This window comes from Aquabacter sp. DMC10 (assembly GCF_056314145.1).
The window spans coordinates 103,203-129,002 of the sequence record NZ_JBQUYX010000007.1; the positions used below are offsets into that span (position 1 = coordinate 103,203).

General features: G+C 67.8%; 23 protein-coding genes. 14 read left to right on the forward strand and 9 right to left on the reverse strand.

The window, feature by feature from the left end; translation table 11 throughout:
* Window positions 1-33: 33 nt before the first annotated feature.
* From ACT54L_RS18445 to ACT54L_RS18470, 6 genes are all read left to right on the forward strand, one after another.
* Window positions 34-753, forward strand: coding sequence for a DJ-1/PfpI family protein (locus ACT54L_RS18445; protein ID WP_476087084.1), 720 nt, complete (start codon window positions 34-36; stop codon window positions 751-753).
* Entirely contained in the window at window positions 750-1,829 is a 1,080-nt protein-coding gene (locus tag ACT54L_RS18450; protein WP_476087085.1) for a Glu/Leu/Phe/Val family dehydrogenase, read from the forward strand. The genes ACT54L_RS18445 and ACT54L_RS18450 overlap by 4 nt, the downstream gene beginning before the upstream one ends.
* Window positions 1,830-1,953: 124 nt before the next feature.
* On the forward strand, window positions 1,954-3,213 hold the full coding sequence (locus ACT54L_RS18455) for an ABC transporter substrate-binding protein (protein WP_476087086.1): 1,260 nt from the start codon (window positions 1,954-1,956) through the stop codon (window positions 3,211-3,213).
* A gap of 76 nt (window positions 3,214-3,289) precedes the next feature.
* Window positions 3,290-4,810 carry an amidohydrolase family protein gene (locus ACT54L_RS18460; protein WP_476087087.1) on the forward strand — a complete coding sequence of 507 codons (1,521 nt, stop codon included), beginning with the start codon at window positions 3,290-3,292 and terminating at the stop codon, window positions 4,808-4,810.
* A complete protein-coding gene (locus tag ACT54L_RS18465) occupies window positions 4,803-5,765 on the forward strand; it encodes a CobW family GTP-binding protein (RefSeq protein ID WP_476087088.1) in 963 nt (320 codons plus the stop codon). The genes ACT54L_RS18460 and ACT54L_RS18465 overlap by 8 nt, the downstream gene beginning before the upstream one ends.
* Window positions 5,766-5,854: 89 nt before the next feature.
* Window positions 5,855-7,066, forward strand: a complete 1,212-nt coding sequence (locus ACT54L_RS18470; protein WP_476087089.1) for an NAD(P)/FAD-dependent oxidoreductase — start codon at window positions 5,855-5,857, stop codon at window positions 7,064-7,066.
* Window positions 7,067-7,108: 42 nt separating this feature from the next.
* On the opposite strand, the gene ACT54L_RS18475 is transcribed toward ACT54L_RS18470, so the two are convergent.
* Window positions 7,109-7,795 carry a DJ-1/PfpI family protein gene (locus ACT54L_RS18475; protein WP_476087090.1) on the reverse strand — a complete coding sequence of 229 codons (687 nt, stop codon included), beginning with the start codon at window positions 7,793-7,795 and terminating at the stop codon, window positions 7,109-7,111.
* A 93-nt stretch (window positions 7,796-7,888) separates the two neighbouring features.
* On the opposite strand from ACT54L_RS18475, the gene ACT54L_RS18480 reads away from it, so the two are divergent.
* Together ACT54L_RS18480 and ACT54L_RS18485 are read left to right on the forward strand one after the other, a co-directional pair.
* Window positions 7,889-8,827 (forward strand): GlxA family transcriptional regulator, encoded by a 939-nt coding sequence (locus tag ACT54L_RS18480; RefSeq protein ID WP_476087091.1) that lies wholly within the window; start codon window positions 7,889-7,891, stop codon window positions 8,825-8,827.
* 236 nt (window positions 8,828-9,063) lie between these two features.
* The gene (locus ACT54L_RS18485) at window positions 9,064-10,140 is read left to right on the forward strand and encodes a DUF2252 family protein (RefSeq protein ID WP_476087092.1); all 1,077 of its coding nucleotides are present in this window, start codon (window positions 9,064-9,066) and stop codon (window positions 10,138-10,140) included.
* A gap of 94 nt (window positions 10,141-10,234) precedes the next feature.
* Here ACT54L_RS18485 and ACT54L_RS18490 read toward each other — a convergent pair whose 3' ends face one another.
* Both ACT54L_RS18490 and ACT54L_RS18495 read right to left on the reverse strand, forming a co-directional pair.
* Window positions 10,235-11,449, reverse strand: coding sequence for a S1C family serine protease (locus ACT54L_RS18490; protein WP_476087093.1), 1,215 nt, complete (start codon window positions 11,447-11,449; stop codon window positions 10,235-10,237).
* Between the two features lie 335 nt (window positions 11,450-11,784).
* Window positions 11,785-12,696 carry a LysR family transcriptional regulator gene (locus tag ACT54L_RS18495; protein WP_476087094.1) on the reverse strand — a complete coding sequence of 304 codons (912 nt, stop codon included), beginning with the start codon at window positions 12,694-12,696 and terminating at the stop codon, window positions 11,785-11,787.
* A gap of 147 nt (window positions 12,697-12,843) precedes the next feature.
* Here ACT54L_RS18495 and ACT54L_RS18500 point away from each other — a divergent pair, with 147 nt between their 5' ends.
* Together ACT54L_RS18500 and ACT54L_RS18505 are read left to right on the forward strand one after the other, a co-directional pair.
* Complete coding sequence (locus ACT54L_RS18500; protein ID WP_476087095.1) at window positions 12,844-13,806, forward strand: Bug family tripartite tricarboxylate transporter substrate binding protein; 963 nt, start codon at window positions 12,844-12,846, stop codon at window positions 13,804-13,806.
* Window positions 13,807-13,878: 72 nt separating this feature from the next.
* Window positions 13,879-15,609 (forward strand): CocE/NonD family hydrolase, encoded by a 1,731-nt coding sequence (locus ACT54L_RS18505; protein ID WP_476087096.1) that lies wholly within the window; start codon window positions 13,879-13,881, stop codon window positions 15,607-15,609.
* Between the two features lie 174 nt (window positions 15,610-15,783).
* On the opposite strand, the gene ACT54L_RS18510 is transcribed toward ACT54L_RS18505, so the two are convergent.
* Window positions 15,784-16,362 carry a hypothetical protein gene (locus ACT54L_RS18510; RefSeq protein ID WP_476087097.1) on the reverse strand — a complete coding sequence of 193 codons (579 nt, stop codon included), beginning with the start codon at window positions 16,360-16,362 and terminating at the stop codon, window positions 15,784-15,786.
* A gap of 653 nt (window positions 16,363-17,015) precedes the next feature.
* Between ACT54L_RS18510 and ACT54L_RS18515 the strand changes: the two genes are divergently transcribed.
* The 4 genes from ACT54L_RS18515 (at window position 17,016) to ACT54L_RS18530 (ending at window position 21,587) form a co-directional block, all read left to right on the forward strand.
* Window positions 17,016-17,387 (forward strand): hypothetical protein, encoded by a 372-nt coding sequence (locus tag ACT54L_RS18515; RefSeq protein WP_476087098.1) that lies wholly within the window; start codon window positions 17,016-17,018, stop codon window positions 17,385-17,387.
* Between the two features lie 129 nt (window positions 17,388-17,516).
* Window positions 17,517-20,213 (forward strand): YadA-like family protein, encoded by a 2,697-nt coding sequence (locus ACT54L_RS18520; protein WP_476087099.1) that lies wholly within the window; start codon window positions 17,517-17,519, stop codon window positions 20,211-20,213.
* A gap of 54 nt (window positions 20,214-20,267) precedes the next feature.
* The gene (locus ACT54L_RS18525) at window positions 20,268-20,864 is read left to right on the forward strand and encodes an invasion associated locus B family protein (protein WP_476087100.1); all 597 of its coding nucleotides are present in this window, start codon (window positions 20,268-20,270) and stop codon (window positions 20,862-20,864) included.
* A 246-nt stretch (window positions 20,865-21,110) separates the two neighbouring features.
* A complete protein-coding gene (locus ACT54L_RS18530) occupies window positions 21,111-21,587 on the forward strand; it encodes a hypothetical protein (RefSeq protein WP_476087101.1) in 477 nt (158 codons plus the stop codon).
* 30 nt (window positions 21,588-21,617) lie between these two features.
* Here ACT54L_RS18530 and ACT54L_RS18535 read toward each other — a convergent pair whose 3' ends face one another.
* The 5 genes from ACT54L_RS18535 to ACT54L_RS18555 all read right to left on the reverse strand — a co-directional run bounded on the left by ACT54L_RS18535 (window position 21,618) and on the right by ACT54L_RS18555 (window position 25,770).
* A complete protein-coding gene (locus tag ACT54L_RS18535) occupies window positions 21,618-22,088 on the reverse strand; it encodes a MaoC family dehydratase (protein WP_476087102.1) in 471 nt (156 codons plus the stop codon).
* A 1-nt stretch (window position 22,089) separates the two neighbouring features.
* Complete coding sequence (locus ACT54L_RS18540; RefSeq protein WP_476087103.1) at window positions 22,090-23,295, reverse strand: CaiB/BaiF CoA transferase family protein; 1,206 nt, start codon at window positions 23,293-23,295, stop codon at window positions 22,090-22,092.
* The gene (locus tag ACT54L_RS18545; protein WP_476087104.1) at window positions 23,292-24,173 is read right to left on the reverse strand and encodes an HpcH/HpaI aldolase/citrate lyase family protein; all 882 of its coding nucleotides are present in this window, start codon (window positions 24,171-24,173) and stop codon (window positions 23,292-23,294) included. The genes ACT54L_RS18540 and ACT54L_RS18545 overlap by 4 nt, the downstream gene beginning before the upstream one ends.
* Entirely contained in the window at window positions 24,170-24,640 is a 471-nt protein-coding gene (locus ACT54L_RS18550) for a MaoC family dehydratase (RefSeq protein WP_476087106.1), read from the reverse strand. The genes ACT54L_RS18545 and ACT54L_RS18550 overlap by 4 nt, the downstream gene beginning before the upstream one ends.
* An 83-nt stretch (window positions 24,641-24,723) precedes the next feature.
* On the reverse strand, window positions 24,724-25,770 hold the full coding sequence (locus ACT54L_RS18555) for a TRAP transporter substrate-binding protein (RefSeq protein ID WP_476087107.1): 1,047 nt from the start codon (window positions 25,768-25,770) through the stop codon (window positions 24,724-24,726).
* Window positions 25,771-25,800: the final 30 nt, after the last annotated feature.

Below are 25,800 nucleotides of genomic sequence, written 5' to 3' on the forward strand. Positions count from 1 at the left end.
CAAACTCATGTCATCACACCAAAGGGGACCGACATGAGTCAGGAAACGCTTGAAATCGGGCTGCTCTTCTTTCCCGGCATGACCCAGCTGGACGTGACCGGGCCGTTCGAGGTGCTCGCCCGCCTTCCGGGCGCCCGGATGCATCTGCTTTGGAAGTCCATCGCGCCCATCACCAGCGATGTGGGCCTCACCTTGATGCCCACCACCACCTTCGCGGATTGCCCGAAGCTGGATGTGCTGTGCGTCGGCGGCGGGCCGGGCCAGATGGCGCTCATGGACGATCCCGAAGTCATGGCTTTCGTCGCCTCCGCCGGGGCGAACGCGCGCTATGTGACCTCCGTGTGCGCCGGCTGCTTCATTCTGGCTGGGGCCGGCCTGCTGGACGGCTACAAGTCCGCCTGCCACTGGCTGTCGCGGGACCAGCTCTCCATTCTCGGCGCCATTCCGGTGAAGGAGCGCATCGTGGTGGACCGCAACCGCATCTCCGGCGGCGGCGTCACGGCCGGGATCGACTTCGCCTTCCAGGTGGCCGCCGAACTGTGCGGCGACGAGGTCGCCAAGCGGCTCCAGCTGATGCTGGAATATGATCCCAAGCCGCCGTTCGACATCAGCGAGGACAATGCCCCCGCCGCGCTTCTCGCCGAGGTGCGCGCGGCCGCGGGCCCGATGCTGGAGGAGCGGCGCCGGTCCAGCGAGCGGGCGGTGGCACGGCTGCGCGAGACGGCCTCCGCCCCGGTCTCTGGAGCGGCATGATGACCCCTCAGATCACCGCGCTGGAGGAGGACGGCCAGCGCATCTTCCGGTTCGCGCATCCTCAGGCCGGGCTGTCGGGCGTCATCGTGGTGGACTCGCTCGCCCTCGGCCCGGCCACGGGCGGCTGCCGCTTCTGGCATTATGACGACGCGGACGCCATGCTCTCGGACGCGCGCCGCCTCGCCCGGGGCATGAGCTACAAGAATGCCATGGCCGGGCTGCCGCTCGGCGGTGGCAAGTCGGTGCTCCACCGGCCCGAAGGTCCCTTCGACCGCACGGCTTTGTTCCAGGCCTTCGGCCGGGTGCTCGACGCGATCGGCGGCGACTATCTGGCCGCCGAGGACGTGGGCACGACGCCGGGCGACATGGAAGTGGTCCGCGGCCAGACGCCTTATGTGTTTGGGCTTCCAAGCCAAAGCGGGCAAGCCGGAGGCGACCCCTCGCCCTGGACCGCGCTCGGCGTGTTCCTGAGCATCGCCCATGTCTGCGACCGGCGGGGCCTGGCCCTGTCGCAGACCCGCGTGGCGGTGCAGGGGCTCGGGCATGTGGGCGCCGATCTCTGCCGCCGGCTCCACCAGGCCGGCGCCAAGCTCGTCGTTTCCGATGTCCAGGCCGAGGCGGTGGAGCGCATCCGGGCGGAGATGCCGGTGGAGGTGATGGCGCCCGACGCGATTCACGCCGCCGACGTCCACATCTTCGCCCCCTGCGCGCTGGGTGGCGGGCTCAACCCCACCACCATTCCCCACATGCGCGCCGGCTGCATCGTGGGCGCCGCCAACAACCAGCTGGCGAGCGAGGCGGATGCCGGGCGCCTGCACGCGCGGGGCATCCTCTATGTCCCCGACTTCGTGGCGAATGCGGGGGGCATCATCAATGTGGCGGCGGAATATCTGGGCCACGGCGAGGAGGAGGTGCGCGCCGCCGTGAACCGCATTCCGCAGCGCCTCGGCGAGGTGCTCGACCGCGCCGAGGCGGCGCAGTGCCCGCCGGCCAGCGTGGCCGATGCCATGGCCAGGTCTCTCATCGCACAGGCGGCCCGAGCCGTGGCCGAAAACGAGGGAAAACGGCCATTGTAGCCAAGTCTGGTGCAGCGCAGGATTCAGCAAAGAACAGGCGGTGACGGACCGGCCGTGCGGTCCCGTCCGTTGCCCGTCCTTCATCCAGGAAGCCGCGAAGACGGCTCGCAGGGGAACAGCAGACATGAAACAGGTTCAGGACGCAAAGAGCCGCAGGCGCGGCTTGGCTGTGTGGTGGTCATCGGGCGTCGGCGCCCTCATGGCGCTGGCCATGATGGCGACGCCGTCTAACGCCGAGATTTCCGACGGCGTCGTCAAGATCGGCATCCTCAACGACCAGTCGGGGCCCTTCTCGGATCTTGCCGGCAAGGGCTCGGTCGTCGCCGCCAAGCTGGCGGTGGAGGACTTCAAGAAGATCTCGCCCGACGTGAAGGTGGAACTGCTCGTTGCCGACCACCAGAACAAGGCGGACGTGGGCGCGCAGATCGTACGCCGCTGGTTCGCCGACGGGGTCGACATGGTGGCCGACGTCACCAATTCGGCGGTGGCGCTCGCCGTCCAGTCCCTGGCGCGCGAGAAGAACAAGGTGGTCATGTACGCGGCGGTGGGCACGGTGGACATCACCGGCAAGCAATGCGCCCCGACCGGATTTGCCTGGCTGCACGACAATTACAACCTGGTCGCCGGTCCCATCCGCAAGCTGGTCAGCCAGGGCCAGGACAAATGGTTCTTCATCGCCGCCGACTATGCCTTCGGGCGCAACATGGTGGCCGAATCCGAGCGGATGCTGAAATCGGTGGGCGGCAAGCCGGTCGGCTCGGTGTTCCATCCCATCGGCAATGCCGACTATTCCTCCTTCCTGCTGCAGGCGCAGAGTTCCGGGGCGAAGGTGGTCGCATTCGCCAATGCGGGCGAGCAGCTCGTCTCCTCCATCAAGCAGTGGAACGAGTTCAACATGAGCGCCGGCGGCCAGACGCCGGTGGCGCTGCTGATGTTCCTCACGGACATCCATGGCATGGGGCTGCAGACGGCCCGCGGGCTCACGGGCATGACCGCCTGGTACTGGGACCTGAATGACGACACCCGTGCCTTCGCGAAGCGCTTCTTTGCCCTGCACGGCGCCATGCCGACGGCCCCCCAGGCGTCGGTCTATTCCGCCGTGTTCCACTATCTGAAGGCGGTGGCGGCCATCAAATCCGACGACACCGATGCGGTTGCCGAGAAGATGCGCGCCACCCCGGTGGACGACTTCTACGCCCCCGGCGCCAGGCTCCGGCCGGACAACAAGCTCGCCCATGACTTCTACCTGGTCCAGGTGCGGGAGCCGAAGGAGCTGGAGAAGCCCTGGGCCTACTACAAGGTTCTTGAGACGGTCCCCGCCGATGTCGCCTTCCGCCCCCTGAGCGAGAGCGACTGCCCGATGGTCACGGGCGCGGCGAAGTAGGCGAACGCGCCGCTCCCGCGCCGGCTGTAAGGCCGAGGCAGGGGGCGGCGTCGCCCAAAGACGGAGGCACGGCGAGGTGGCGGGCAATAGGTTCGATTGCATCATTTCCGGCGGCCGGGTGGTGGATCCCGAGACCGGCCGCGACGAGATCGCCGACGTGGGGGTGACGGGCGGCCGCATCACCCGTGTGGGAGCCATCCCGGCGCATGCGGGCGGGCATCGGGTCCAGGCTAACGGAAAGGTGGTCTGCCCCGGCTTTATCGACCTGCACGCCCACGGCCAGTCCGTCGCGGCGGACTGGATGCAGGCCTTCGATGGCGTGACGACCACGCTGGAGCTGGAGGTGGGCGTCCTGCCGGTGAAGGCCTGGTACGAACGCCAGCAGGCGGCCGGCCGGGTGCTGAACTACGGCGCCTCCGCCAGCTGGATCTTCGCCCGGAAGCAGGTGATGGCCGGCCTCGTGCCCGATCCGGCCCGTCACCCCATGGACCTGATGGGCGACGGCGCCGATGACCGTGGCGGTTGGTCGAGCGGCATCGCCCCTGCGGAGGATGTGGACGACATCTGCGCCCTCGTCGAGGCGGGCTTGCGGGAAGGTGGCATCGGCATCGGCATCGCCCACGGCTACGCGCCCGGCGCGGGCATGAAGGAGATGACGCGCATCTGCGACCTCGCCGCCCGCGCCCGCGCCCCGACCTTCACCCATATCGCGCATATGGCCAATGCGGACCCGCTCAGTTCCGAGGAGTCCTATGTGCGCATCCTCGGGCTCGCCGCGGCCACCGGCGCGCACATGCACATCTGCCATCTCAACTCCACCTCCCTGCACGACATCGCGCGCTGCCGCGCGCTCATCGGCGAGGCGCAGGCGCGCGGACTGCCGGTCACGGTGGAAGCCTATCCCTATGGGACAGGCGCGACGGTGATCTCCGCCAGCTTCTTCGCCGCCGCCGACTTTCCGGAGCGGACCGGGTCCGCTTATTCCAGCATCGAACTCATCCACACCCGTCACCATGTGAAGGATCGGGCGGAGCTGCTCTCCACCCGCGCGCAGAACCCCTCCGCGCTGGTGGCCTGGCACTTTCTCGACCTGGAGCGCGACCCCGCCTTCCAGGACCTTCTGGACCTCTCCGTCCTCTATCCCGGCGGCATCATCGCCTCCGACGGGATGCCCTGGGTGGAGCCGAGTGGTGCGATCTATGAGGGCGAGGACTGGCCGCTGCCGGAGCGCTTGTCCTCTCATCCGCGCTCGGCCGGAACCTTCACCAAGTTCCTCGCCACCTATCATCGCGACCGTGCCTGCATCGGCCTGCGGGAGGCCCTGGCCAAGTGCACCCTCCTGCCGGCCCGCCTGCTTGAAACCTGCCTGCCCGGCATGAAGCGGAAGGCCCGGCTCCAGGAGGGCTGCGACGCGGACATCCTGGTGTTCGATCCCCGGACCATTGAGGCGAAGGCGAGCTTTTCCCGGATGACGGCGCCGGCCATCGGGGTCGAGGCGCTGCTGGTGGGGGGAAGCCCGGTGATCCTGGAGGGGCGGCTCGACCCCCGGTCCCGGCCCGGTCAGGCGCTGCGCACCCAACGGCCGGCCCATGCCTGAGACCACGGAGGCCATTCCGGTTCCGGTGCTCGTGGTCGCCGGTGCCCTGGGCGCGGGAAAGACGAGCCTCATCAACGCCGTGCTGCACGCGGACCACGGCCAGGCGCTGGCGGTCATCGTCAACGACTTCGGCGCCATCGCCATCGACGAGGCCATCCTCTCCGCCGCCGGCCAGCCGGTGGTCGGCCTGAAAAACGGCTGCATCTGCTGCTCGCTCCAAGGCGATCTCCTGCGGACACTGGCGACGGTGCTCTCGGTGGGTCGGCCCGTGGACGCCGTCGTCATCGAGGCCAGTGGCGTCTCCGATCCGCGCGGCATCATCCAAGCGCTGCATGACCCGGTCCTGCGCGCCGCCGTGCGACTGGACGCGGTGGTCACCGTGGTGGACGGCGAGGCCCACGACGCCGCGGACGACCTCTGGCAGGCGCAGCTTCAGGCGGCGGACCTGGTGGTCCTCAGCAAGACGGCCTCCCTGGACGCCGCCCGCCGCGAACGGCTGCTGGCGATGATCGCGGACATGGGCAAGGCCCTGGTCTTCGAGGCGGACGCGGCCGGTGGCGCACCCTTGGGGCTTCTGCTCGGCGGCGCGCTCCACCCCGGCCGCGCGACGGTGGGCGACCCGCCGGTGATCCGCGACACGCGCTTCGTTCCGATGGAATGGACGTCCCCGCGTCCGCTCGCCCTCTCCCGCTTTGCGACGGCGCTCGAACGTCTCGCGCCCGTCCTGGTGCGGGCCAAGGGGCTGCTGCGCGTGCACGAACGGCCCGGGCAGACCCTGCTCTTCCAGATGGTCGGCCGGCGCGCGAGCCTTGCGCCGGCGAACCTGCCCGCGGAGGGCGCGCGGCTCGTCCTGATCGGCCGCGCGGGCCTGTTCGATCCCATCGCCGCGGCCGGTGAGCTGGATGCCATGGCGGCCAGCGAAGGGGGAGGGCAGTCCGCCTTCACACGCACTTAACCCCTTGACCAAGAACCACCTTCACGGCCAGGAGGGCCAAGACCGGGCTGATTGCGCGCCCGGCCGCCGCCCGCCTGCAGGAGACCATCATGGCAGAGATTGCAGTTCTGGGCGCCGGCATGGTGGGCATCGCCACGGCCCTTGCCCTTCAGGCGCGCGGGCACGCCTGCGTGGTCATCGATCGCGCGCCGCCGGGCTCGGAAACCAGCTACGGCAATGCGGGGATCCTCCAGGCGGAGGCGGTGGAGCCCTATGTCCTGCCCACCAGCCCGCTGGCGCTGGCCCGGCTGGCGCTGGGCGCCCGGAACGCGGTGACGCTGCACTGGCCCTCCGTGCCCCGCCAGGCGCCGGGCCTCTTCGGCTATTGGCGCGCGTCCCGCCCCGACCGGCTGCGTGCGGTCATCCCGCTCTGGCGCGACCTGGTGCGCGAGGCGCTGCCCGGCCATGCGGCGCTGATCGCGGCGTCCGGCGCCGAGGACCTGGTACGCCGGCAGGGTTATTGGGAGGTGCACGACACCGCGCAGGGGCTGGCCGCCGCCGCCGGCGAGGCGGAGCGCAAGCGGTCGGAGCATGGCGTCGCCTTCAGGCTGCTGGACGGCAGGGAGCTGGCGTCCGCAGAGCCTGCCCTGCGGCGCGCGCCGGCGGGCGCCATTCACTGGACCGATCCCTGGACCTGCCTGTCGCCGGGGCGGCTGGTGGGCGCCTATGCCCGCCTCTTCGAGGCCCGTGGCGGGCGCATCCTCCGAGGCGATGCGCGCACCCTCCAGCGCGCCGGCGCCCTGTGGCGGGTGGCGGGGGAAAGCGCGGAGCATGTGGTGGTCGCGCTCGGGCCCTGGTCCCCGGACCTGCTGCGGCCGCTCGGCTATCACGTCCCCATGGTGCGCAAGCGCGGCTATCACCGGCACTATGGGGGCCAGGCGGAGCTTTCCCGCCCCATGCTCCTGGCCGACCATTCGGTGGTGCTCTCGCCCATGCTGGACGGCCTGCGGATTGCGACGGGCGCCGAGCTGTCCGGCCGCGCTCCGGCCCTCGCTCCGCGCCAACTGGCGAAAGGGGAAGCCGTGGCGCGCACCCTGCTCGACATCGGGGCACCCGTCGAACCTGCGCCCTGGTCAGGCACCCGTCCCTGCCTGCCGCGCCTGCTGCCGCTGGTGTGCCGCGCGCCCCGCCATGAGGGCCTGTGGCTGCATTTCGGACATGGCCACCAGGGACTGACCCTGGGGCCTGCAACCGCCGACCGGCTGGCCCGCGCCATGGACGGGGACCTTGCCGCCATCGCCGGCCTCGACCGTGGCCTTTAGGGCGAACGCCCGGTCAGGGGGCCTCGCGCCGCCCCACGCGGCTTATGGCATCCGCTCTGCGGCGGCGCGCGCCAGGGCGAGGCGACGCGCCTTCGCCGGCGCCATCCGGTCCTGCAGCAGTGCGAGCACCTCGGCCGGGGCGGTTTCCGGGGAGCCGGCATTGAACGGGGGAGCGGGGTTGTATTCCATGCGCAACTGGATGGCCTCGGCGGTGCGGCGGTCCACCAGTTCCGAGACCACGGTGAGGCCGAGATCGATGCCGGCGGTGATGCCGCCCCCCGTGATCCTGTTGCCATCGATGCACACCCGCTCGCGCGAGGGGGTGACGCCGAAGACCGGCAGGACGTCCATGGCGCTCCAATGGGTGGCGGCCTTGCGGCCCTTCAGCAATCCCGCCGCCGCGAGGACAAGAGAGCCGGTGCACACCGAGGTCACGAAGGCCGCCCCTTCCGCCTGCGCGCGCAGGAAGTCCAGGACCTCGGCATCGCCCATCAACGCGTCCGTGCCATACCCCCCGGGCACGCAGATCACGTCCAGTTGCGGGCAATCCGCAAACGTGGTGGTGGGGGTGAGGGAGAGGACTGTGTCGCTCTCCACCGGCTCCAGGCTCTTCCACACCAGGTGCACCTGCGCATTGGGAAGGCTGGAAAAGACCTGCAGCGGCCCGGTCATGTCCAATTGCGTGATGCGCGGGAAGACAAGCAAGCCGAACGTAGGAGATGACGACATTCTGCAGCTCTCGGATCAGATATTGACGCTGAGAAGATGGCATGATGCCATTATATCTTAAATGTCATGGTTCCCTCGTTTTCGGACACCGCAATGATCGGCATCCTGATCTTCCCGGATTTCCAGCTGCTGGATGCGTCAGGTCCGGCATCGGTATTCGAGATCACGCGGCGCTTCGTACCCACCGCGCCGGGCATTCAGATGATCGCGGCGGCGCCGGGGCCGGTGCGCAGTTCCTGTGGCGTGGAGGTGCTGGCCTCCAGCCTTTCGTCCGCCCCGGCCCTCTCCACGCTCGTCATTGCCGGCGGGCTGGGCGTGGAGGCCGCCACCGACTGCCGGAAAACCCTCGCCTTCGTGCGCCGCCTTGCCCGGCGCGGCACCCGCGTGGCGAGCGTGTGCTCCGGGGCCTATGTGCTGGCGGCTGCCGGCCTGCTGGACGGGCGCAAGGCCACCACCCACTGGTGCCGCACCCAGGATTTCGTCTCCCGCTACCCGAAGGTGAAGCTCGACCCCGATCGCATCTTCCTGCGCGATGGAAACGTGTGGACCTCGGCCGGCATCACGGCGGGGATCGACCTTGCCCTGGCCATCGCCGCCGAGGACCATGGGGACGGGGTGGCCAAGGACGTCGCCTGCCAGCTGGTGCTCTATCATCGGCGCAGCGGAGGCCAGTCGCAATTCTCCTCGCTGCTGGAGCTGAAGACGCCCAATGGCCGCTTCGGCCCCCTGCTCACCTGGGCCCGCGAGCATCTGCACAAGCCGCTCACCGTGGAGAGCCTCGCGGACCGCGCGGGGCTGAGCCCCCGGCATTTTGCGCGCATCTTCACCGCCGAGACCGGGACGACGCCCTCCAAGGCGATCGAGCGGCTGCGCCTGGAAGCGGCGCGGGAATATGTGCAATCCTCCTCCGAACCCATTGAGCATGTGGCCGAGACCACCGGCTTCCGCGACCCCGAGCGCATGCGCCGGGCCTTCGTCCGCGCCTTCGGCCAGCCGCCCCAGGCCCTGCGCCGCACCGCGCGCCGGGGCTAGCGCAGTTCCGGGCGCAGGGGGAACCCGGCTCGCCGGGCCGCAAACGCGCCAGAACAAGGCATTGGATCGCTTCAGTGTCTCCATGACGCCCTGACGCGCTCCTGGCGCAGTCCTCCGGCCCGCTCGCCCCCTGCGCGTCATCCCCGCCCGGACGGGCCGGTCCGCAGCTTCAACGGCGCCGTTTGCGGCTGCGCCCGTTTGGTGTCGTAATGGATGGCTCGGGGGAGGGGGCGGTCGTGAGCTTGATCCAGGACGTGCATGACTATGAGGCATGGCTGGCCACGCAGTGCGACGTGGTCCGCGCGGGCCTCAAGGAAAAGCACCGGCGGATGCGGGAGAGCAAGCTGCGGTTCTTTCGTGCCACCTGCTTTCGCTTTGCCCGCACGATCGGCCGGTTCGCGCCGGAGCTTGCCCAGGCGCCGCGCGTCATTTCCGTGGGTGATGCGCACATCGAGAATTTCGGCACCTGGCGCGACAAGGAAGGGCGGCTGGTCTGGGGCGTGAATGATTTCGACGAGGCCGCCCGGCTGCCCTACACCTATGACCTCGTCCGCCTCGCCACGAGCGCCCGGCTGCTGGATGGCCCCTCAAGCGATCCAGCGGCGCGTGCGGAGGCGATCCTGGACGGCTATCGCGCCGGGCTGGAGAAACCGGCGCCCTGCTTCGTTCATGAGGACGCATCGTGGATGGTGGAGGCGGTGGCGACCGCGATGGCCTCCACCAAGCCCATCAGCCACGCGGTCGAAAAACTGGACCTTGCCGACCCGCCGAAGGACATCCGACGCCTTCTGCGCGATCATCTTCCCAAAGCCGCCAAGGTCACGACCTTCGGAGCGTGGCAGAAGGGGGGCGGCTCCCTTGGCCGGCCGCGATACGTGGCCGTTGCCACATGGCAAGGGGGCCCAGCCGTGCGGGAGGCAAAGGCGCTGGTGCCCTCTGCCTGGGATTGGGCCGCGGGAAAGGCGCCGCGCAAGCATTTGTTCAGGCCACTGGCCCGGGGGCGGTACCGGTCGCCCGATCCCTTCCTGGATGTCTCGCTCGGCTATGTGGTGCGCCGCGTGGCCAATCATGCCACCAAGATCGAGCTGTCACAGACGACGGAGTCCGCGTTCGAGGCCCACCTTTTTCAAGCCATGGGGCGGGATTTGGCGGCGGTCCATCTGGGGGACGCCGACACGGCGGATGACATCGCCACGGACCTGAAGCTCCGGCGCTCCGATTGGCTCGATCGCGCTGCCCGCTCGGCGGCGGAAGCCGTCGAGGCGGATTACACCACCTGGCTGGCCCAATCTGCGCCACCAGACGGCGCGTGACGCCCAAGGAGCGGGCGCGATCCCTGCGGATGGAGGCGCTCCGGCCTTTGGGCGTGTCCCCCGGAACCTCGGCATCGGACCCTGCTATCGGCGGTCAAGGGGGCGTGCACTTGATCTGTATTGTGTATCCCCGGCCATCCCGCGCAATGGCGACGGGTGGCTGCGGCCCGGCGGCGTCCTCTTGTCTGGGCTCCACGGCATTTGCGCGGAGGAAGTTCGCTGCAAGGTCCGACTTGAGCCCGAAATTGACATTCTGAGGAAAGGCGCCGCCAGACTGAATGGCGGCAACCTCGCTCAGCTTCGATTGAGTGACGCCGATCAGCAGGCCGGTTTCATCGACTATAGGCCCGCCGGAATTTCCAGATTGGATGGGGGCGGTGACCTGCAAGCTCCGGGAATCATTGCCGGGGCCGGACAAGGAACTCACCGAGCCGCTGGTGAAATTGAGGCCATTGTCCAATTGGCCCGCCAAGGGGAAGCCCATCACATAGGCAATCTCCCCGAGCTGCACCGGCTTCTTGCGGAAACGCGCCGGTGTGGTCGCTGTGGGAGCAACGACTTTGAGGAGCGCAAGGTCATTGGTGACATCAACGGCCACGATCTTGGCTTTCCCATAGCCGGAAATCATCGCTTCATCGCAACCTTCCACAACGTGTGCGTTGGTGACGGCGGCGCCGTCTTCGGTGACGAAAAAGCCGCTTCCCGCAAAGGTTCCGGTGGCTTTCGGCTTGTTGGTCTCTGCGGTCTTTCCCGTGTCCTTGCCGGTCGGTCTTGGCGCTGTCGCAGGCGGTTTCGCATTCGCTTGGGGGATGTTGCGATATGTCTTGGCGCAATCCACCAGCGTCGAAAGCATCGCGGATGTCCCATCCAGGCGAAAGCCTGAGACGCGTCCATTGACGAGGATCCGAAGCAGGATGCCTTGCCTGAATTCATTGAAAAGCTCGAGGCGATCCGGCAGTGGGGCAAGCACCGAGTCTCTGCCCATGGCACGTGCAGAAATTTTGTGAATGGGGCCGCTGTCAATCTGATAGGATACGTCGACCTTCTGGCCCTCGTAAAAGCTATGCGGCATCTCAAAGAATGCCATGCTCCAATCTAATTCATCTGTAACCTGGAAAGCCAGAATCATTCCGCTCTTATAGTCGGCCATTGCGATGCAGCTTGCAAACAGGTTTGTCCTGTCGCTCGACATCACGCTGACTTTCCATCCGCGGATATTAAATGTTTCAAGTGTCTTTGCAGATAATTGAGTGGCCCAAGCGGTCACTGCCATGACTGCGGCAAGGAACAGTGCTTTCTTCATGGACATAACATCGGCTCCCCCTCCTAAAGGTAGCCGAGGCCAGACGGAGTGAAAAGGGCGAGCCGGGGCCGGCACGGCGTCGGCGGCAGGTGGGTGTTGTTTCAGGCATCGGTGTGCGCCAGCGTGAGTTTGCGCGGGCGTGCGAACCCGTCATCGCGGGCACGCCCGCGCCTTCTACGCCTGTTGACCCTCGCAGCGGGGCGAAATGCCGCCGGCGAGGCAAAGCCGAACACGCCGAGTGGCGCCTGACGGTTCGTCCTTCCCATCGATCCTGCGGCGTGCGCTTGCGGGCCTTTCCGTGAACCGAGGGGGCTCTGGGCGGGCGGCAGGCGGCCGCTTTTTCATCGGAGGGCGCGGAAGATGCCTGGGCGGCTGGCGCACAGGTGGGCGGCTTCGGCCTGGATCATGTCGCTGAGGACCTGCGCGGCGCGGGTCAGCGGCCGGTCGCGATGGGAGAACAGGCCGCGCGATACGTCGAGCCCGTCCAGCCGGGCACCGGAAAACACGCCCTGGCTCAATTCCCGGTCCAGCGCGGACACCGGGGTGACGAAATAGCCCGCCCCCGCGCGGACCGCCTCCTTGGCGAGGGACAGCGAATCCACCTCCGCCACCACGTTCAGCCGCACAAGATCCTTGCCGAGGTTCTTCTCCAGCAAGGTCCGCATGAAGCTGCCCATCACCAGCGGGAGCTTGTCGAGCCGGGTGGGGGGAAGAGGGGAGTCCTGGAACCGCCAGTCCTCCGGGCGGCCGACCAGCCACATGGCCTCCCGGAACAGGGGCGTTTGGACGAGGTCCGGGTGGTGCGCCTCGCAGCTCATGATGCCGATGTCGAGCTGGCCGGACAGCAGAGAGGCGCGGACGGCACTGGCATAGTTCTCGTGCAGCAGCAGCTTGATGCGGGGATGGCGGACGGCGCAGTCGGAGAGAATCCGGCCCACGAACAAGATCCCGATGGACGGGGGAAAGCCCAGCGCCACCGGCCCGGCCGGCTCATGGCCCTGGAACCGCACCTCGGTCTCCAACTGCTGGACGAGCCGCAGGATCACCTCCGCCCGCTCGAGCACCAGCCATCCGGCCTCGTTGGGCTCCACGCCCCGCCGGTGGCGCATCAGCAGCGGCGTGCCGAGGCCCTCCTCCAGCATCTGGATCCGCCGGGTGAGGGCCGGCTGCACCACGCCGAGCGAGGCGGCCGCCTTGGAGATGCTGCGCTGTCGCGCCGTCTCCACGAAAAAGCGCAGGGAAACCAAATCCATGGCGGGCGGTGCTTTGAGATATGCCGATCCGGCATATTTTCCATCAAAACTATCTATTTTCAATATGCCACAATCGGCGCCATCCTCCCTTCATGCCGTCAAGGCACCGATGCCCTGCACCAAGACAGGGCAGCACGGGAGGAAGCCATGCTGAAACGCCTTGTCCTGGCCGCCGCGGTGGCGGCGCTGCCGACCCTCGCCTTTGCCGCCGACGACTATCCCGCGCGCCCCATCACCATCGTGGTGCCCAGCCAGGCGGGGGGACTTAGCGACATTCTCGCCCGCAAGGTGGCCGACAAGGCCGCCCCGGCGCTGCACGGCGTCATCATCGTCGACAACCGGCCCGGCGCGTCCGGCGCCATCGGCAGCAATTACGTCAAGCGGGCGGCGCCGGACGGCTACACCATCCTGCTGGCCAACGGCGCGTCCCATGGCGCGCTGCCCTATCTGACGAAAACGCCCCCCTACGACCCGCTCAAGGATTTCGTCCCCATCGCGCGGGTGGGGGAGACCCAGGTGGCCCTCGTCGCCTCCAAGAAGCTGCCGGTGAAAACCGGGCAGGAGCTGCTCGATTACGCACGCAAGAATCCGGGCAAGCTCACCTATGGCACCTTCGGCCATGCCAGCGCCGGGCACCTGTTCGGCGAGGTGATGAAGAAGGAAAACGGCATCGACATGGTGCACGTGCCCTATAAGGGCGAGGGCGCGGTGATGCAGGCGCTCATGGCCGGGGAAATCGACCTGGCCATGATCGTCTCCGCCAAGCCCTATGTGGACCAGGGCCAGGTCACCCTCATCGGCATCACCAGCCCCGACGGCGCCGCCGCCTATCCCGATTGGCCGACGCTCGCCTCCCAGGGCGTGAAGGGCTTTTCCCAGGCGCGCGGCTTCCAGGCGTTCCTCGCCCCCGTGGGCACCCCGCAGCCGATCATCGACAAGCTGGCCAAGGCCTTTTCCGATGCGGTGGCCGATCCCGAGGTCCGCAAGCAATTGATCGACCTCGGCGTGAGCCCCGCGACCGAAAAGCCGCAGGACTTTCCCGTCCTGTACCGGGAGCTGGTCAACCAGTGGAAAGGCCTCGTGGAAAGTTCGGGCGTGAGCTCCGACTGAGCGTCCCGCAAACGGGACGCACCGCGGCCGCCCCCGGTGGCCGCCCTTCATCAGCGGGCCAGGGAGAGTGCCATGTCAGACTTCATCATCACGCGCGACGTTGCCATCCCCATGGATGATGGACTGGCGCTCAAGGCCGACGTGTTCCGCCCAGACACGGATGCGCCCGTGCCCGTCATCATGACGCTCGGCCCCTATGGCAAAGGCGTGCGCTACCAGGACCATTACAAGGCGAGCTGGGATTTTCTCACCCGGGCCCATCCCGATCTGCTGGCCGGATCGCAGCATCGCTGGCTGACCTGGGAAACCGTCGACCCGGAACTCTGGGTGCCCTGGGGCTATGCGGTGGTGCGGGTGGATTCCCGCGGGGCGGGACGCTCGCCAGGCTATCTCGACATCCTCTCGCCGCGCGAAACCCTGGACTATTACCACGCCATCGAATGGGCGGGGACGCAGCCCTGGTGCAACGGAAAGGTCGGGCTGAACGGCATCTCCTATTATGCCATCAACCAGTGGCATGTGGCGGCGCTCCAGCCGCCGCATCTGGCGGCCATGGTGCCGTGGGAAGGTGCGGCGGACACCTATCGGGACTTCTTCCGCCACGGCGGCATCCTGTCCAACAAGTTCCTGGAAACCTGGTATCCGCGCCAGATCCTCTCGGTCCAGCACGGCAACCCCAAAGGGCCCATGGACCCCTGGATGGGAGAACCGGCCACCGGCCCCGCGCATCTGTCCGAGGCCGAGCTTCACGCCAACCGCATGGCCACCCACGCCAATGCCCGCGCCCGCGAAATGGACGATGCCTGGTATCGCGCCCGCTCGCCCGATTGGAGCAAGGTGGTCACCCCCTTCCTGAGCGCCGCCAACTGGGCGGGCTTCGGCCTGCATCCCCGCGGAAACTTTTCCGCCTTCACCGAGGCGGCCTCGCCCCAGAAATGGCTCGAAGCCCATCCCGGCCGCCACGAGGAATGGTTCTATCTGGACTATGGGATGGCGCTGCAGAAGCGCTTCTTCGACCATTTCCTGAAGGGCGAGGACAATGGCTGGGACCGCGAGCCGCGCGTGTGGCTGCATCTGCGGCGGCCCTTCAAATCGACGTTCGAGCTGCGCAAGGAAGAGGAATGGCCGCTGGCGCGGACCCAATGGACCCGGCTGCATCTCGATGCGGCGGCCGGTGCCCTCAGCTGGACGGCGCCGCAGGCGCCCGGCTCGGCGTCTTTTGCGGCCGGAAGCGGGGGCCTGTGCTGGATGTCGGCGCCGCTCGCGCAGGAGATGGAACTGACGGGCCCCCTGGCGCTGAAGATGCACGTCTCCTCTTCCACGGTCGACGCGGACCTTTTCGTCACCGTGCGGGCCTTTTCGCCAGAGGGGGTGGAAGTGGCGTTCCCCGGTACGGTGGACCCGCACACGCCCCTGGCGCAGGGCTGGCTGCGCGCCTCCCATCGCAAGCTGTGCGAGGCGCGCTCGCGCCCCCACCAGCCCTATCACACCCACGACGACAAGCAGCCCCTGAGGCCCGGCGAAGTCTATGAGGTGATGGTGGAAATCTGGCCCACCTGCATCGTCCTGCCGGCCGGCTACCGGCTCGCTCTGGATGTGCGAGGAACGGATTTCCAGCGCCCCGTGGATGCCGCGAACCCCACCGCCTATCGCGGCTCCGGCCCCTGGCTTCACGACGATCCCTTCGACCGCCCTGAAAGCCTGTTTGCGGGAACGACAACCCTGCATACGGGGCCGCAGAGGGAGGCCTATGTTCTGCTCCCGGTCATCCCTGAGGCCTCATCAGGCGCCACGGCCCCTTAAGCCGTCCCGCCCGCCGCCCAAGCGCCCGGCGGCGGGCGATCGCCGCCTCCGACCGGAGGAGGCGGCCACCCCTGTCGGATGGTGCATCCGCGCAGGCGCGCCGGGCTTGCCCGTTGGCCTCCTGGCTGAACGTCAAAGCCTTGCCCGCACGGCGGTTAAAGTGAGGATGAGGCGTTATGCAAACCGCGCAGCATCGCCATGGGTCACGAAAGTGAACGCGTTGGCAAAGACGTCCTTCAGGCCGGGAATATACAGTTGTCCAATGGTCGGGTCCTGTATCGGCACAAAATTGGCGCCGCCATCCCGACGATCTGCCTTATCGCCCCTGGATACACGGACGGTGAGGCCGCGCCCTTTGAACGCATCCAGTCTGGCCTTCAGGCAGGCACTTACTAATATTCCGCAATCTCCCCATTCGTAGGGGACGGCCAAGTACAATTTCGCCGCATAACTCAATCCGCTCTGTCCCTGCTTTCGGGCGTAATCTCTGATCGTTTCCTGGCGTCTGGCGGCATCTCTGATTTTCATGAATGTTTCGTACTCTATCCACCATCCGCCTGACATTTCTCGCTTTTCGTCCAGAGAAAATCTTTTGCTATCGCAAAACCGATAGTAATATTGCCCTCTGATGAGGTGGTCACGCTGAATGTGTGACATTCCTCCATTCTGTCCATGTTCCGTAATGCCCCGTGCCCTCAGCTCATGCTCGCCAACGTTTTCTGGAGAGAAGCATGCGCAATTCAGGGGGGTCATGACCTAATCTCCCACTTTATTGGTGGCGCACCATAATTTTTTTACTGTTATATGTTATCGTTATATTATGTAAATATTTGTGCGGCGAAAAGTGGATTTCGCGCTGTGCCGTGGCTGTTTTATTGAATTTCTCTCGCGCAATGCCGTTGCGGGAGTCGCCGGGGTACCGTCCAAAGCCGACGAGATGAACTGGCAAAGACCCTCTTCGCCCACCGAGACGCCCGCCGGGCCAAGAGGCGGCACGCCCGTCGATATGGCCACCTCTGGGACGACCCGCACCGGAGCGGGCCTGTGTCCGGACTGCGGTGGACGTCGCAGCCGGCGGGGGCGGCCATGCCCGACATGCCCGACATGCCCGAGAACGGGAATCGTGGTGCAAGGGGGTCTGAGGCCGCCCCTCCGCGGTGCGACCCTCCCGCCGACCTGGGTGCGGCGCCGACTTCGACGCGGCCAGGGGATCGTCCAATTTTGTGAGCGATCGGCGCAAAAAAATTAAACTCAAGTCATTCAACGTCGTAGCTGTGTATGTGGCTATATACTACCTCTAATTGCGGTGGCGGCCCATCGGGGGCTTAGGAAACTGGTAAAAACTCCGCATGTATCACCCTACCTCAACCAGAGGGTGCCGTCGTGGGGACGGTTGTTTTGCCGCCATGTGGTCTGTGGCTCACCATTCGGACAGTTCAGATGTCAAGCGTTCCGCGCTGGAGAAGCTCGCACGCGCCTTCCGCCAAATCCTCCTGGCCGAGCGCCTGGAGGAATGGAGCGAGGCCAGCGTCAACCTGATCTTCGTCCACTATGTTACGGGACTTGTTCTCGCGTCTTGCCAGGAACTTCCCGCGCAGCGCCAATACGATCTCATTCGGCGCTTGTCAGAGCAGGAACTGGGGCCGGCGGGGGCTCGACTTGCGTTACACACACCACCCCCCGACGGACGGGGGGCGCTGGCCAGCGCCGTAGACGCTGCCGAGCAGGCCGGAGATTACGATGGGCTGGAATTGATCCGGTCAAATTTTATCGATTGACGCAACCGCAGGTGGCCCTGATTTATGCGCCGACTTAACTGTTCGATGCATTGGCATGTTCGGGGGAATGCGATGTATTATTTACCATATTGCCGGAATGGCCGGTCAAGTGAAAATACATCGTTAACCATGTATTTCGCGCGGCGTCGCCAATTCATGGGGGTGCTGCGCGGGGGAGGCAGGCTGCTGCTGGTGCGGCGCAAGACGTTGGCCTTGGGCCTGCAGATGGGGGTTGCGACGGTCGGGTCCCTGGGCATCGCCTCAGTGGCCCACGCCGGCGGCTATGTGATCGGCGGCACCTCGGGCGCGGGAACCAGTGCCGGCCTGAGCAACATGTGCCTCACCCGCGACGACCCCGCGTCCACCACCGCCACCTGGAACTGCCAGGCCAGCACCACCAATGGCGGCCTGGCTTGGGTGTCCGGCCTGATCGGAACCTCCCTGGCGGTGCAGGACGCCAATCTGAGCGCCCTCGTCGGGTCTCAGGCGGTGGCCATCGGCTCGCCGTCCACATCCGCCAGCGGCGCCTCCGCCGTGGCCATTGGCGCGGGCGCGACCGCCAATGTGGCAAACGGCGTGGCCCTTGGCCCCAACGCCAGCGTGGGCGCCGCCGGAGGCGTCGCGCTGGGCAAGGATGCGGTGGCCAACACGGCCGCCGGCCTCAGCGGCTACACGCCCGGCAACGCCAGCGCCGCCGCCAGCGCGGGAGTGAGCGCCACCACCAGCACTTTGGCCGGCGCCTCGGTGGGCAACGCCGCCGCCGGGCAGTTTCGCCAGATCAATGGGGTGGCCGCCGGCACGGCGGATTCGGACGCCGTGAACGTGGCGCAGATGAAGGCCCTCAACTCCGCCCTCACCGGCCTGCGGGACGTGGCGGTGACCTACACCAGCACCAACCAGGACACCGTCAGCCTGGCCGGCAGCGGCGGCACCACGGTGACCAATGTGAAGGCGGGCAGCCTGTCGGCCGCCTCCACCGATGCGGTGAATGGGGCGCAGCTTTTCGCCACCAACCAGAATGTGGCCACGCTTCAGTCCAATGCCTTGCAGTGGAGCGCGACGCTCGGCGCCTATGACGCCAGTTCCGGTGGCGCGGCGCAGAAGATATCGAACGTCGCCGCAGGCACCGCGGCCACCGATGCCGCCAATGTGGGCCAGGTGAGCGCGGTCTCCGCTGGCCTGTCCAACCTCTCGGACCGCGCCGTGCTCTATGACGGGACGGTGGGAAGCGCCAAGGATACGGTCACCTTGGCCGGCACGTCGGGCACCACGCTAACCAATGTCAAAGCCGGCACCCTGTCGGCCACCTCGTCCGATGCGGTGAACGGGGCGCAGCTCTTCGCCGCCAACCAGAATGTGGCGGCGCTCCAGGCCAATGCGCTGCAATGGAATTCGTCGCTTGGCGCCTATGATGCCGGCCGCGGCGGCGTGGCGCAGAAGATCTCCAACGTCGCCGCCGGCACGGCGGCCACCGATGCTGTGAACGTCGCCCAGCTGAACGCCGTGGCCACCGGCGTCAGCGCGCTTTCCGATCGGGCCGTGCTCTATGACGGCGCCTCCGGCGACCCCAAGACCACCCTCACGTTCGCCGGCACCGGCGGCACCACCTTGACCAATGTGCGGGCCGGCGCTGTCTCAGCGGCCTCGTCCGATGCCGTGAATGGCGCCCAGCTTTACGGCGTCTCCTCCAGTGTCGCGACCATCCTGGGGGGCGGGGCTTCGGTGGCGCCCAACGGCACGCTCCTGGCGCCGAGCTATGTGGTCAATCACGCCACCTACAATACGGTGGGCGATGCCTTCGGGGCGGTGGACACGCAGCTGGCCACCTTGCAGACCTCGATCACCACCCTCAACCAAAGCGGCGGCTCGGACTACGTAAAGGTCAATTCCTCCGGGGCCGCCGCCCAGGCCCAGGGCACGGACAGCATCGCCATTGGTCAGGCGGCGCAGGCGGTGGCCGCCAACTCCACCGCCATCGGCCAGGGCGCCGTCGCCAATCAGGCGGGGGATGTGGCGCTTGGCGCGGGGTCGACCACGGCCGCGGCGGTGCAGACCTCCAGCATGGTGGTGAACGGCACCACCTATGCGGTGGCGGGCCGGGCCACCAGCACGGTATCGGTGGGCGCGGCGGGGGCCGAGCGGACCATCACCAACGTGGCCGCCGGCCAGGTCAACGCCTCCTCCACCGACGCCATCAACGGCTCGCAGCTCTATGCCACCAACCAGGCGCTCTCCTCCGCCATGGGCAGCCTCACGACGCTCAATCAGAACGCCGTGCAATATGACACCGATGGGGCGGGCCGGAAGCTGAACTCCATCACGCTGGCCGGCGGCGACGCCAGCGCCCCCGTCGTCATCTCCAACGTCGCCACCGGCGTCGCCAGCACCGACGCCGTCAACGTCGCCCAGATGAATGCGGGCCTGAGCCAGACCCTGACCAGCGCCAATGCCTATACGGACACCCGGACCTCCGGCGCGGTGGCCACGGCGAACAGCTATACGGACACCAAGTCCCGCCAGACCCTGGCTCAGGCGAATGCCTATACCGACCAGAAGTTCGCCATGCTCAACAGCTCGATCGACAGCGTGCGGACCCAGGCCAACCAGGCGGCGGCGGTGGGCCTTGCCGCCGGATCGCTGCGCTATGACGACCGGCCGGGCAAGCTGAGCGCGGCCGCCGGCGCCGGTGCCTATGGCGGGGAAGGGGCCTTTGCGCTGGGCCTTGGCTATACGACGCCCGATCAGCGGATGCGGATGAACCTGTCCGGCGGGACGTCGGGCGGGGACTGGGGCTTTGGCGGTGGCGTGAGCCTCACCCTGAATTGACGGGGCGATCCCATGTCGTTTCGGACGGGGAGGCGGCGTGCCTTCGGCGCCCTCATGCTCTCGCTTTTGCTGTGCGGTCCCGCGTTTGCGGCTGAGACGGCCAAGAAGAACGGGGCGAGCGGACCTCCGCCCCCCTCAGCTCCTGCGTCTGCGGGCCTGACGCCCGGCTATGCGGTCAAGCCGTCGGACGTGGCCGTCCCGCCGGACGTGCCCCTCGGCCAATATGTGCGCACCATCCGGCCGTTTCCCAACTGGACGCTCATCTGTGACGAGAACCGGGTCAAGAAGCAGAAGGTCTGCAACATTTCCCAGGAGATCCTCGGCCCGGCCGGGGGTGTGGTTTTCAGCTGGTCGCTGGCGGCCATGGCCGACGGCCGGCCGGTCATGATCCTGCGCATCCCTGCCGGCGGCCTGTTCGGCAAGGTGGCGCTGGATCTCCAGGACGGCCATGCCCCCCTGGAGGTGCCGGTCTATGGGTGCGATGAGCGGCTGTGCATCGCCTATCAGCCCGTGGATGCCCGCCTGCGCGCGGCCATGGAGGCGGCGCGGATGGTGGGCGTCGCCTATGAGGTGAAGGAGAACGGCGCCGTGCGGCGCCAGTCCTTCCGCGCTCCGCTCGCCGGCCTGAAACAGGCGCTGTCCGCGATCTGACCCCCCCGCGGGCCGCCCTTCCGGTTCCACCGCAGCCTTTTTGGACTCGCCGCCATGCCGCACAAGCAAAGCATCCATGATCGCCTCATGGGTCCCGGCCCGACGCCCCCGGGTTCTCGGGAACCGCCAGGACGTCCCTCATCCCGGGTTCGCCGTCTTGTCCAAGGGGCGGGCCTTGCGGGCGTTCTCCTCGTCGGCCTCGCGCTCGGTTGGGGCCTGTCGCACCCGAGCGGGCTTTTCGGTCTCATGTCGCGGGACGCCGCGTCGGCGGCGGCGGGCGGAAATGGCCAGGACCTGTTCACCGCCCATGCCCTGGCGCGGGGGGTGAAGACCTGCGCAGCCACCTATGCGCTGCTCGGCAAGGCGCTGACCAATGGCGCCAGCTTTGCCCTCCAGACCCAAGTGGCCGACAGCGCGCCCAATGCGCACTCGGTGCAGGGCACCGTGGGCATGCGCTTCACCCCCGGCGCGCGCGGACCCGAGCAGGCGGCCGGCGTGATCCTCGTCGCGCCCAATGCCGCGTCCTGCGAGGGAAATTCGGTGCGCGTCATCCCCCTCAAGCAGCGGTGCGCCGATGCCACCGCGCTGCTGCCGCCGGGCTCCAAGCTCCAGTCGCCCCTGTCGGACCTGGCTTTCTACCTCCTGCCCAGCGGCGAGCAGACCCTGCTCATGCCGGTGGGCGACAATTGCGTCGCCGTCACCACCATGCGCGCCGCCTCCTGAGGCGCGCGCGGGCTTGCGGGGGGAGGGGCTTCAGGCGCCCCGCAGCTTCAGCATGCGCAGCGGATTGTAGGTGAGCAGCTCGGTGCCGTCGCCGCGCCGCACGGAATTGAGCGTGCGCACCAGCCCCCGGTCGCCGCGGGAGGTGACGCGCATCTCGGTCACCTCGCAATAGACCGTGAGGGTATCGCCCACCACCGTCGGCCCCTTCACCCGCACGTCCGCCTCCAGGAAGGCGAGGCCGGTGCCCTGCATCATGGGCAGCAGCAGGCCTTCGGCGAAGGCATAGACCAGCGCCCCCGGCACCACCGCCGCCGGGAGCGCCATGCCGGCCCGGTGGTCGGCGTCGGTGAACAGCTCCTCGGTCAGCCAGGACAGGTTGCAGAAGGCGGACAGGTCCGCCTGGGTGATGGTCCGCCCCGCCGTACGGAACTTCATGCCGAGGCTGAGATCCTCAAAATGGAACCCCAGGCCGATGCGGCCATAGGCGTCTCGGTCCGTCATGTCATGCCTCCCCGTCCAAGCCGATCGCGCCGTCCGCCGCCAGAGCGCGCACCTCCTCGGCCGAATAGCCGAGACCTGAGAGAATGGCCGCCGTGTCCGCGCCCACGCGCGGCGCCGGGCGGTCCGGCGCTGCGGGCGCGCCGCGATAGAGCACGGGCTGGCGCAGCGCCCGCGTCGCCCCGGCCTGCGCCTGTCCTCCCGGCGCGAAAAAGCCCACGTCCGACAGGTGCGGGTCCACCAGGAGGTCGTCGAGGTCGTTCACCTTGGAATGGGGAATGTCGAGGCGCGCGAAAGTGTCCAGCCACTCGGCCGTGGTGCGCCCGGTGATCGCCGTGGCGAGGATGCCGTAAAGCTCATCCACCCGCTGGCTGCGTGCACCGGCATCGGCGAACCAGCTTTGGGCCATCACATCGGTGCGGCCAATCTCCTGAAGGATGCGCCGCCATTGGTCGCCCGTATAGGGCAGCACGGCCACCCAGCCGTCGCGGGTGCGATAGGGCCGGCGATTGCGCGAGAACAGCCGGTGATAACCCGCCCCTTCCGGCGCCGGGCTGAAGGTCGCGGCCGCCAGGTGTTCGTTGAACAGGAAGCTGACCAGGGATTCGAACATGGGCACCTCCACATCCACCGCCTCCACCACGCCGCGGGCGCGGGCGGCGAGGGCGGCGAGGATGCCGTAGGTCGCATAGAGGGACCCGACCTTGTCGGCGACGACGCTCGGCACATAGGAGGGCTCGCCCCCCGCATGGGCCGGCAGCATGGCCAAACCACTCGCCGCCTGGATCACATCGTCGAAGGCGGGCCGGTCGCGATAGCGCCCATCCTGGCCGAAGCCGATGGCCGAGCAATAGATGATGCGCGGATTGAGCGCCTTCACCGCCTCGAAGCCGAAGCCCAGGCGGCTGATGGCGTCCACCCGCATGTTGTGCAGCAGCACGTCCGCCTGCTCAACCAGGCGGGACAGCACCGCCCGCCCGCCCTCGGTCTTCAGGTCGAGGCAGATGGAGCGCTTGTTGCGGTTGTTGTTGAGGAACATGGCGCTCATGCCCTCGCCCTGGCTGGGGTGCACGGAGCGCGCCAGGTCCCCCGCCATGGGCTCCACCTTGATGACATCCGCGCCGAGGTCGCCGAGGATCTGGCCGGCGAACGGGCCGAGCACGATGGAGGTGATGTCCACCACGCGAATGCCGGTGAGAAGCGGGATCATGGCCTGCGGCTCCGTTCGAGAATGAGGCCGGCGGTGCGAATATGGGGCCGGTCCACCATGCGCCCGTCCAGCTGGAAGGCGGAGACGTCGGGATGCGCCGCCGCCAGGTCCAGCACCCGGCGCGCCCAGTCCAGGGTCGCGCTGTCCGGCGCCAGCCCCTGGTGGATGGGCGCGATCTGGGCCGGATGGATGGCCATGCGCGCGCAATAGCCCAGTTCCCGCCCGCGCACGGTCTCGGCCGCCAGCCGCTCCGGCGTGCGGAAATCGGGGTCCACCGCGTCGATGGCGTCGATGCCGGCTGCGCGCGCCACCAGGAGGCAGAACAGGCGGGCATGCTCGGCGAGCGCCGCGCCCGCATTGCTGGTGCCCGGCAGCGGGGCCCGGCCAATGTCCGCGGAGAGGTCTTCCATGCCCCAGCTATAGCCCTCGAGGCGCGGATGCCCTCGCCCGAGGTCGGCGCCATTCAGCAGGGAGGCGGCGGTTTCTGTGACGATGCCGATGATGCCGATGGTCCCCCTGGCGATGCCGTCCCGCGCCTCAAGCGCGTCGAGCCCGTAGGCGATGGGATCGAGTTGGCGCACGCCGGACAGTTTCGGCCAGACCAGGCCTGCGAGCGCCCGCAGCGGCAGGGCGGCCAGCTCGTTTAAGGCCCGGTCGGGCTCGGTGCCGTTGAGGCGCACATAAAGGCGCGGGCGCGCATCCGCCCCTTGGGCGTCCAGGAAGGCGCACACCGCCTCCAGCGCCGCCGCCTTGCGCCCGGGGGCGACCGAATCCTCCAGATCGAGGATGAGCGCATCGGCCGGTCCGGCGGCGGCCTTCGCCATCTTGTCCGGCGCATCGCCGGGCACGAACAGATAGGAGCGGGGCCGGGCGGTCATGCCGGTACGCTCCCGGATGCCGGGCGCTTGTGCATCAGCGCCTGGCGGCGGCACACGGCCACCTCGACGCCGTCCTGGTTGAAGGCGCGGTGCTCGAACTCCACCAGCCCGGCGTCGGGTCGCGAGCGGCTCTCGCGCTTGGAGAGGACGGTGGTCTCCACCCGCAGGGAATCGCCCTGGAACACCGGCTTGGGGAAGCGCACGTCGCTCATGCCGAGATTGGCGATGGTGGTGCCCAGCGTCGTGTCGGCCACCGTGATGCCGATCATGAGGCCGAGTGTGAACAGGCTGTTCACCAGGGGCTGGCCGAACTCGGTCTTGGCGGCGAAATGCCGGTCGATGTGCAGCGGCTGCGGATTCATGGTCAGGCAGCTGAACATCATGTTGTCGGATTCGGTCACCGTGCGGGTGATGGCGTGGGGCATCACCCGTCCCGGCACGAAATCCTCGTAATAGAGCCCCGCCATGGATGGGATTCCCGGACAAAAGAAGGGGGGGCGGCGCGGGCGGGCAGGGGCCCGCGCCGGTCGATCACTGGGGAGGGCGCAGGTCAGCGCTGGGCGGCGATGGCGGCCTGGAACGCCTCGAGCACCTTGCCGGCGGGCTTGCCGCGCTTTTCGAGGTTCTGCGCCCAGTCCTTCGACACGCTGGCGAAGTTGGCGGCCAGCACCTTCTCCTGCTCGGGCGTGAAGGTCACCATCAAGGTGCCGCTGTCCTTCAGCTTGGTGGCGAGCGCCGCCTCTTCCTGATCGAACAGGGTGCAGGCGTGGCCCACGGTCTCCTCGCCGGCCTTGGTCAGCGCGTCCTGGACCTCCTTGGGCAGGCTGTTCCACTTGCTGGTATTGATGGAATAGGTGATGCCGACGGTGCCGAAATTCTGGCCCACCGTCACCGCCTTCACCACCGCATTGAGGCCGTAGGAGAAGGTGGAGGTGTAGGGCAGCAGCGCGCCGTCAATGGTGCCCTTGGTCAGGGCATCGAAGATTTCGGGGGGCGTCATGCGGATCGGCACCGCGCCGAGATCCCGCAGGGCCAGCTCCATGGGGCCGGGATTGGAGCGGATCTTGCGGCCCTTGAAGTCCTCGAAGCTCTTGAAGCCGGCCTTGTCCGAGAACACGGCCTGATAGGGCGAGAGCGCCACCACATAAAGCACCCGCACGCCATTGGGCTTGAACTCCAGCGTGTCGAGGAGGCCGCCCGGCTTGGCCAGGCTCCAGAACGCCTTGGCGCCCTCGCAGGAGGAGTTGAAACCGCCCGGCAGCTCCGCGACCGCGCCCAGCGGCATCTTCTCCGAGACATAGCTCGGCACGATGTAGCCGATGTCCGTCAGGCCGGTCTGGGTGACGGTGAGCAGATCCTTCGCCTTGCCGAGCTGCTCGGCCGGGAAGTGCTGGAACTCCACCTTGCCGCCCGTCAGGGACTTCACCTTGTCGAAGAAATACTGGGTCGCATTCTTGGTAATGGAGTGGCCGGCGGGCAGGGAATCCGCCAGCTTCAGCGTCACCTCGGCGGCGCCGGCGGACGCCATCTGGGCGCATAGCAGGGCCGCGGCGCAAACCACGCCGGTCCAGAAGGCGCGGGGGATTGAACGGGTCATGGGGTTTCCTCCAACGGTCGGGGCCTGATC

Excerpts from the sequence above, each read along its gene's own strand:
- ACT54L_RS18445 (WP_476087084.1), top strand. The coding sequence starts at position 34 with ATGAGTCAGGAAACGCTTGAAATCGGGCTGCTCTTCTTTCCCGGCATG.
- ACT54L_RS18450 (WP_476087085.1), top strand. The coding sequence starts at position 750 with ATGATGACCCCTCAGATCACCGCGCTGGAGGAGGACGGCCAGCGCATC.
- ACT54L_RS18455 (WP_476087086.1), top strand. The coding sequence starts at position 1,954 with ATGAAACAGGTTCAGGACGCAAAGAGCCGCAGGCGCGGCTTGGCTGTG.
- ACT54L_RS18465 (WP_476087088.1), top strand. The coding sequence starts at position 4,803 with ATGCCTGAGACCACGGAGGCCATTCCGGTTCCGGTGCTCGTGGTCGCC.
- ACT54L_RS18470 (WP_476087089.1), top strand. The coding sequence starts at position 5,855 with ATGGCAGAGATTGCAGTTCTGGGCGCCGGCATGGTGGGCATCGCCACG.
- ACT54L_RS18475 (WP_476087090.1), bottom strand. The coding sequence starts at position 7,795 with ATGTCGTCATCTCCTACGTTCGGCTTGCTTGTCTTCCCGCGCATCACG.
- ACT54L_RS18480 (WP_476087091.1), top strand. The coding sequence starts at position 7,889 with ATGATCGGCATCCTGATCTTCCCGGATTTCCAGCTGCTGGATGCGTCA.
- ACT54L_RS18490 (WP_476087093.1), bottom strand. The coding sequence starts at position 11,449 with ATGTCCATGAAGAAAGCACTGTTCCTTGCCGCAGTCATGGCAGTGACC.
- ACT54L_RS18495 (WP_476087094.1), bottom strand. The coding sequence starts at position 12,696 with ATGGATTTGGTTTCCCTGCGCTTTTTCGTGGAGACGGCGCGACAGCGC.
- ACT54L_RS18500 (WP_476087095.1), top strand. The coding sequence starts at position 12,844 with ATGCTGAAACGCCTTGTCCTGGCCGCCGCGGTGGCGGCGCTGCCGACC.
- ACT54L_RS18505 (WP_476087096.1), top strand. The coding sequence starts at position 13,879 with ATGTCAGACTTCATCATCACGCGCGACGTTGCCATCCCCATGGATGAT.
- ACT54L_RS18510 (WP_476087097.1), bottom strand. The coding sequence starts at position 16,362 with ATGACCCCCCTGAATTGCGCATGCTTCTCTCCAGAAAACGTTGGCGAG.
- ACT54L_RS18515 (WP_476087098.1), top strand. The coding sequence starts at position 17,016 with ATGTGGTCTGTGGCTCACCATTCGGACAGTTCAGATGTCAAGCGTTCC.
- ACT54L_RS18520 (WP_476087099.1), top strand. The coding sequence starts at position 17,517 with ATGTATTTCGCGCGGCGTCGCCAATTCATGGGGGTGCTGCGCGGGGGA.
- ACT54L_RS18525 (WP_476087100.1), top strand. The coding sequence starts at position 20,268 with ATGCTCTCGCTTTTGCTGTGCGGTCCCGCGTTTGCGGCTGAGACGGCC.
- ACT54L_RS18530 (WP_476087101.1), top strand. The coding sequence starts at position 21,111 with ATGTCGCGGGACGCCGCGTCGGCGGCGGCGGGCGGAAATGGCCAGGAC.
- ACT54L_RS18535 (WP_476087102.1), bottom strand. The coding sequence starts at position 22,088 with ATGACGGACCGAGACGCCTATGGCCGCATCGGCCTGGGGTTCCATTTT.
- ACT54L_RS18540 (WP_476087103.1), bottom strand. The coding sequence starts at position 23,295 with ATGATCCCGCTTCTCACCGGCATTCGCGTGGTGGACATCACCTCCATC.
- ACT54L_RS18545 (WP_476087104.1), bottom strand. The coding sequence starts at position 24,173 with ATGACCGCCCGGCCCCGCTCCTATCTGTTCGTGCCCGGCGATGCGCCG.
- ACT54L_RS18550 (WP_476087106.1), bottom strand. The coding sequence starts at position 24,640 with ATGGCGGGGCTCTATTACGAGGATTTCGTGCCGGGACGGGTGATGCCC.
- ACT54L_RS18555 (WP_476087107.1), bottom strand. The coding sequence starts at position 25,770 with ATGACCCGTTCAATCCCCCGCGCCTTCTGGACCGGCGTGGTTTGCGCC.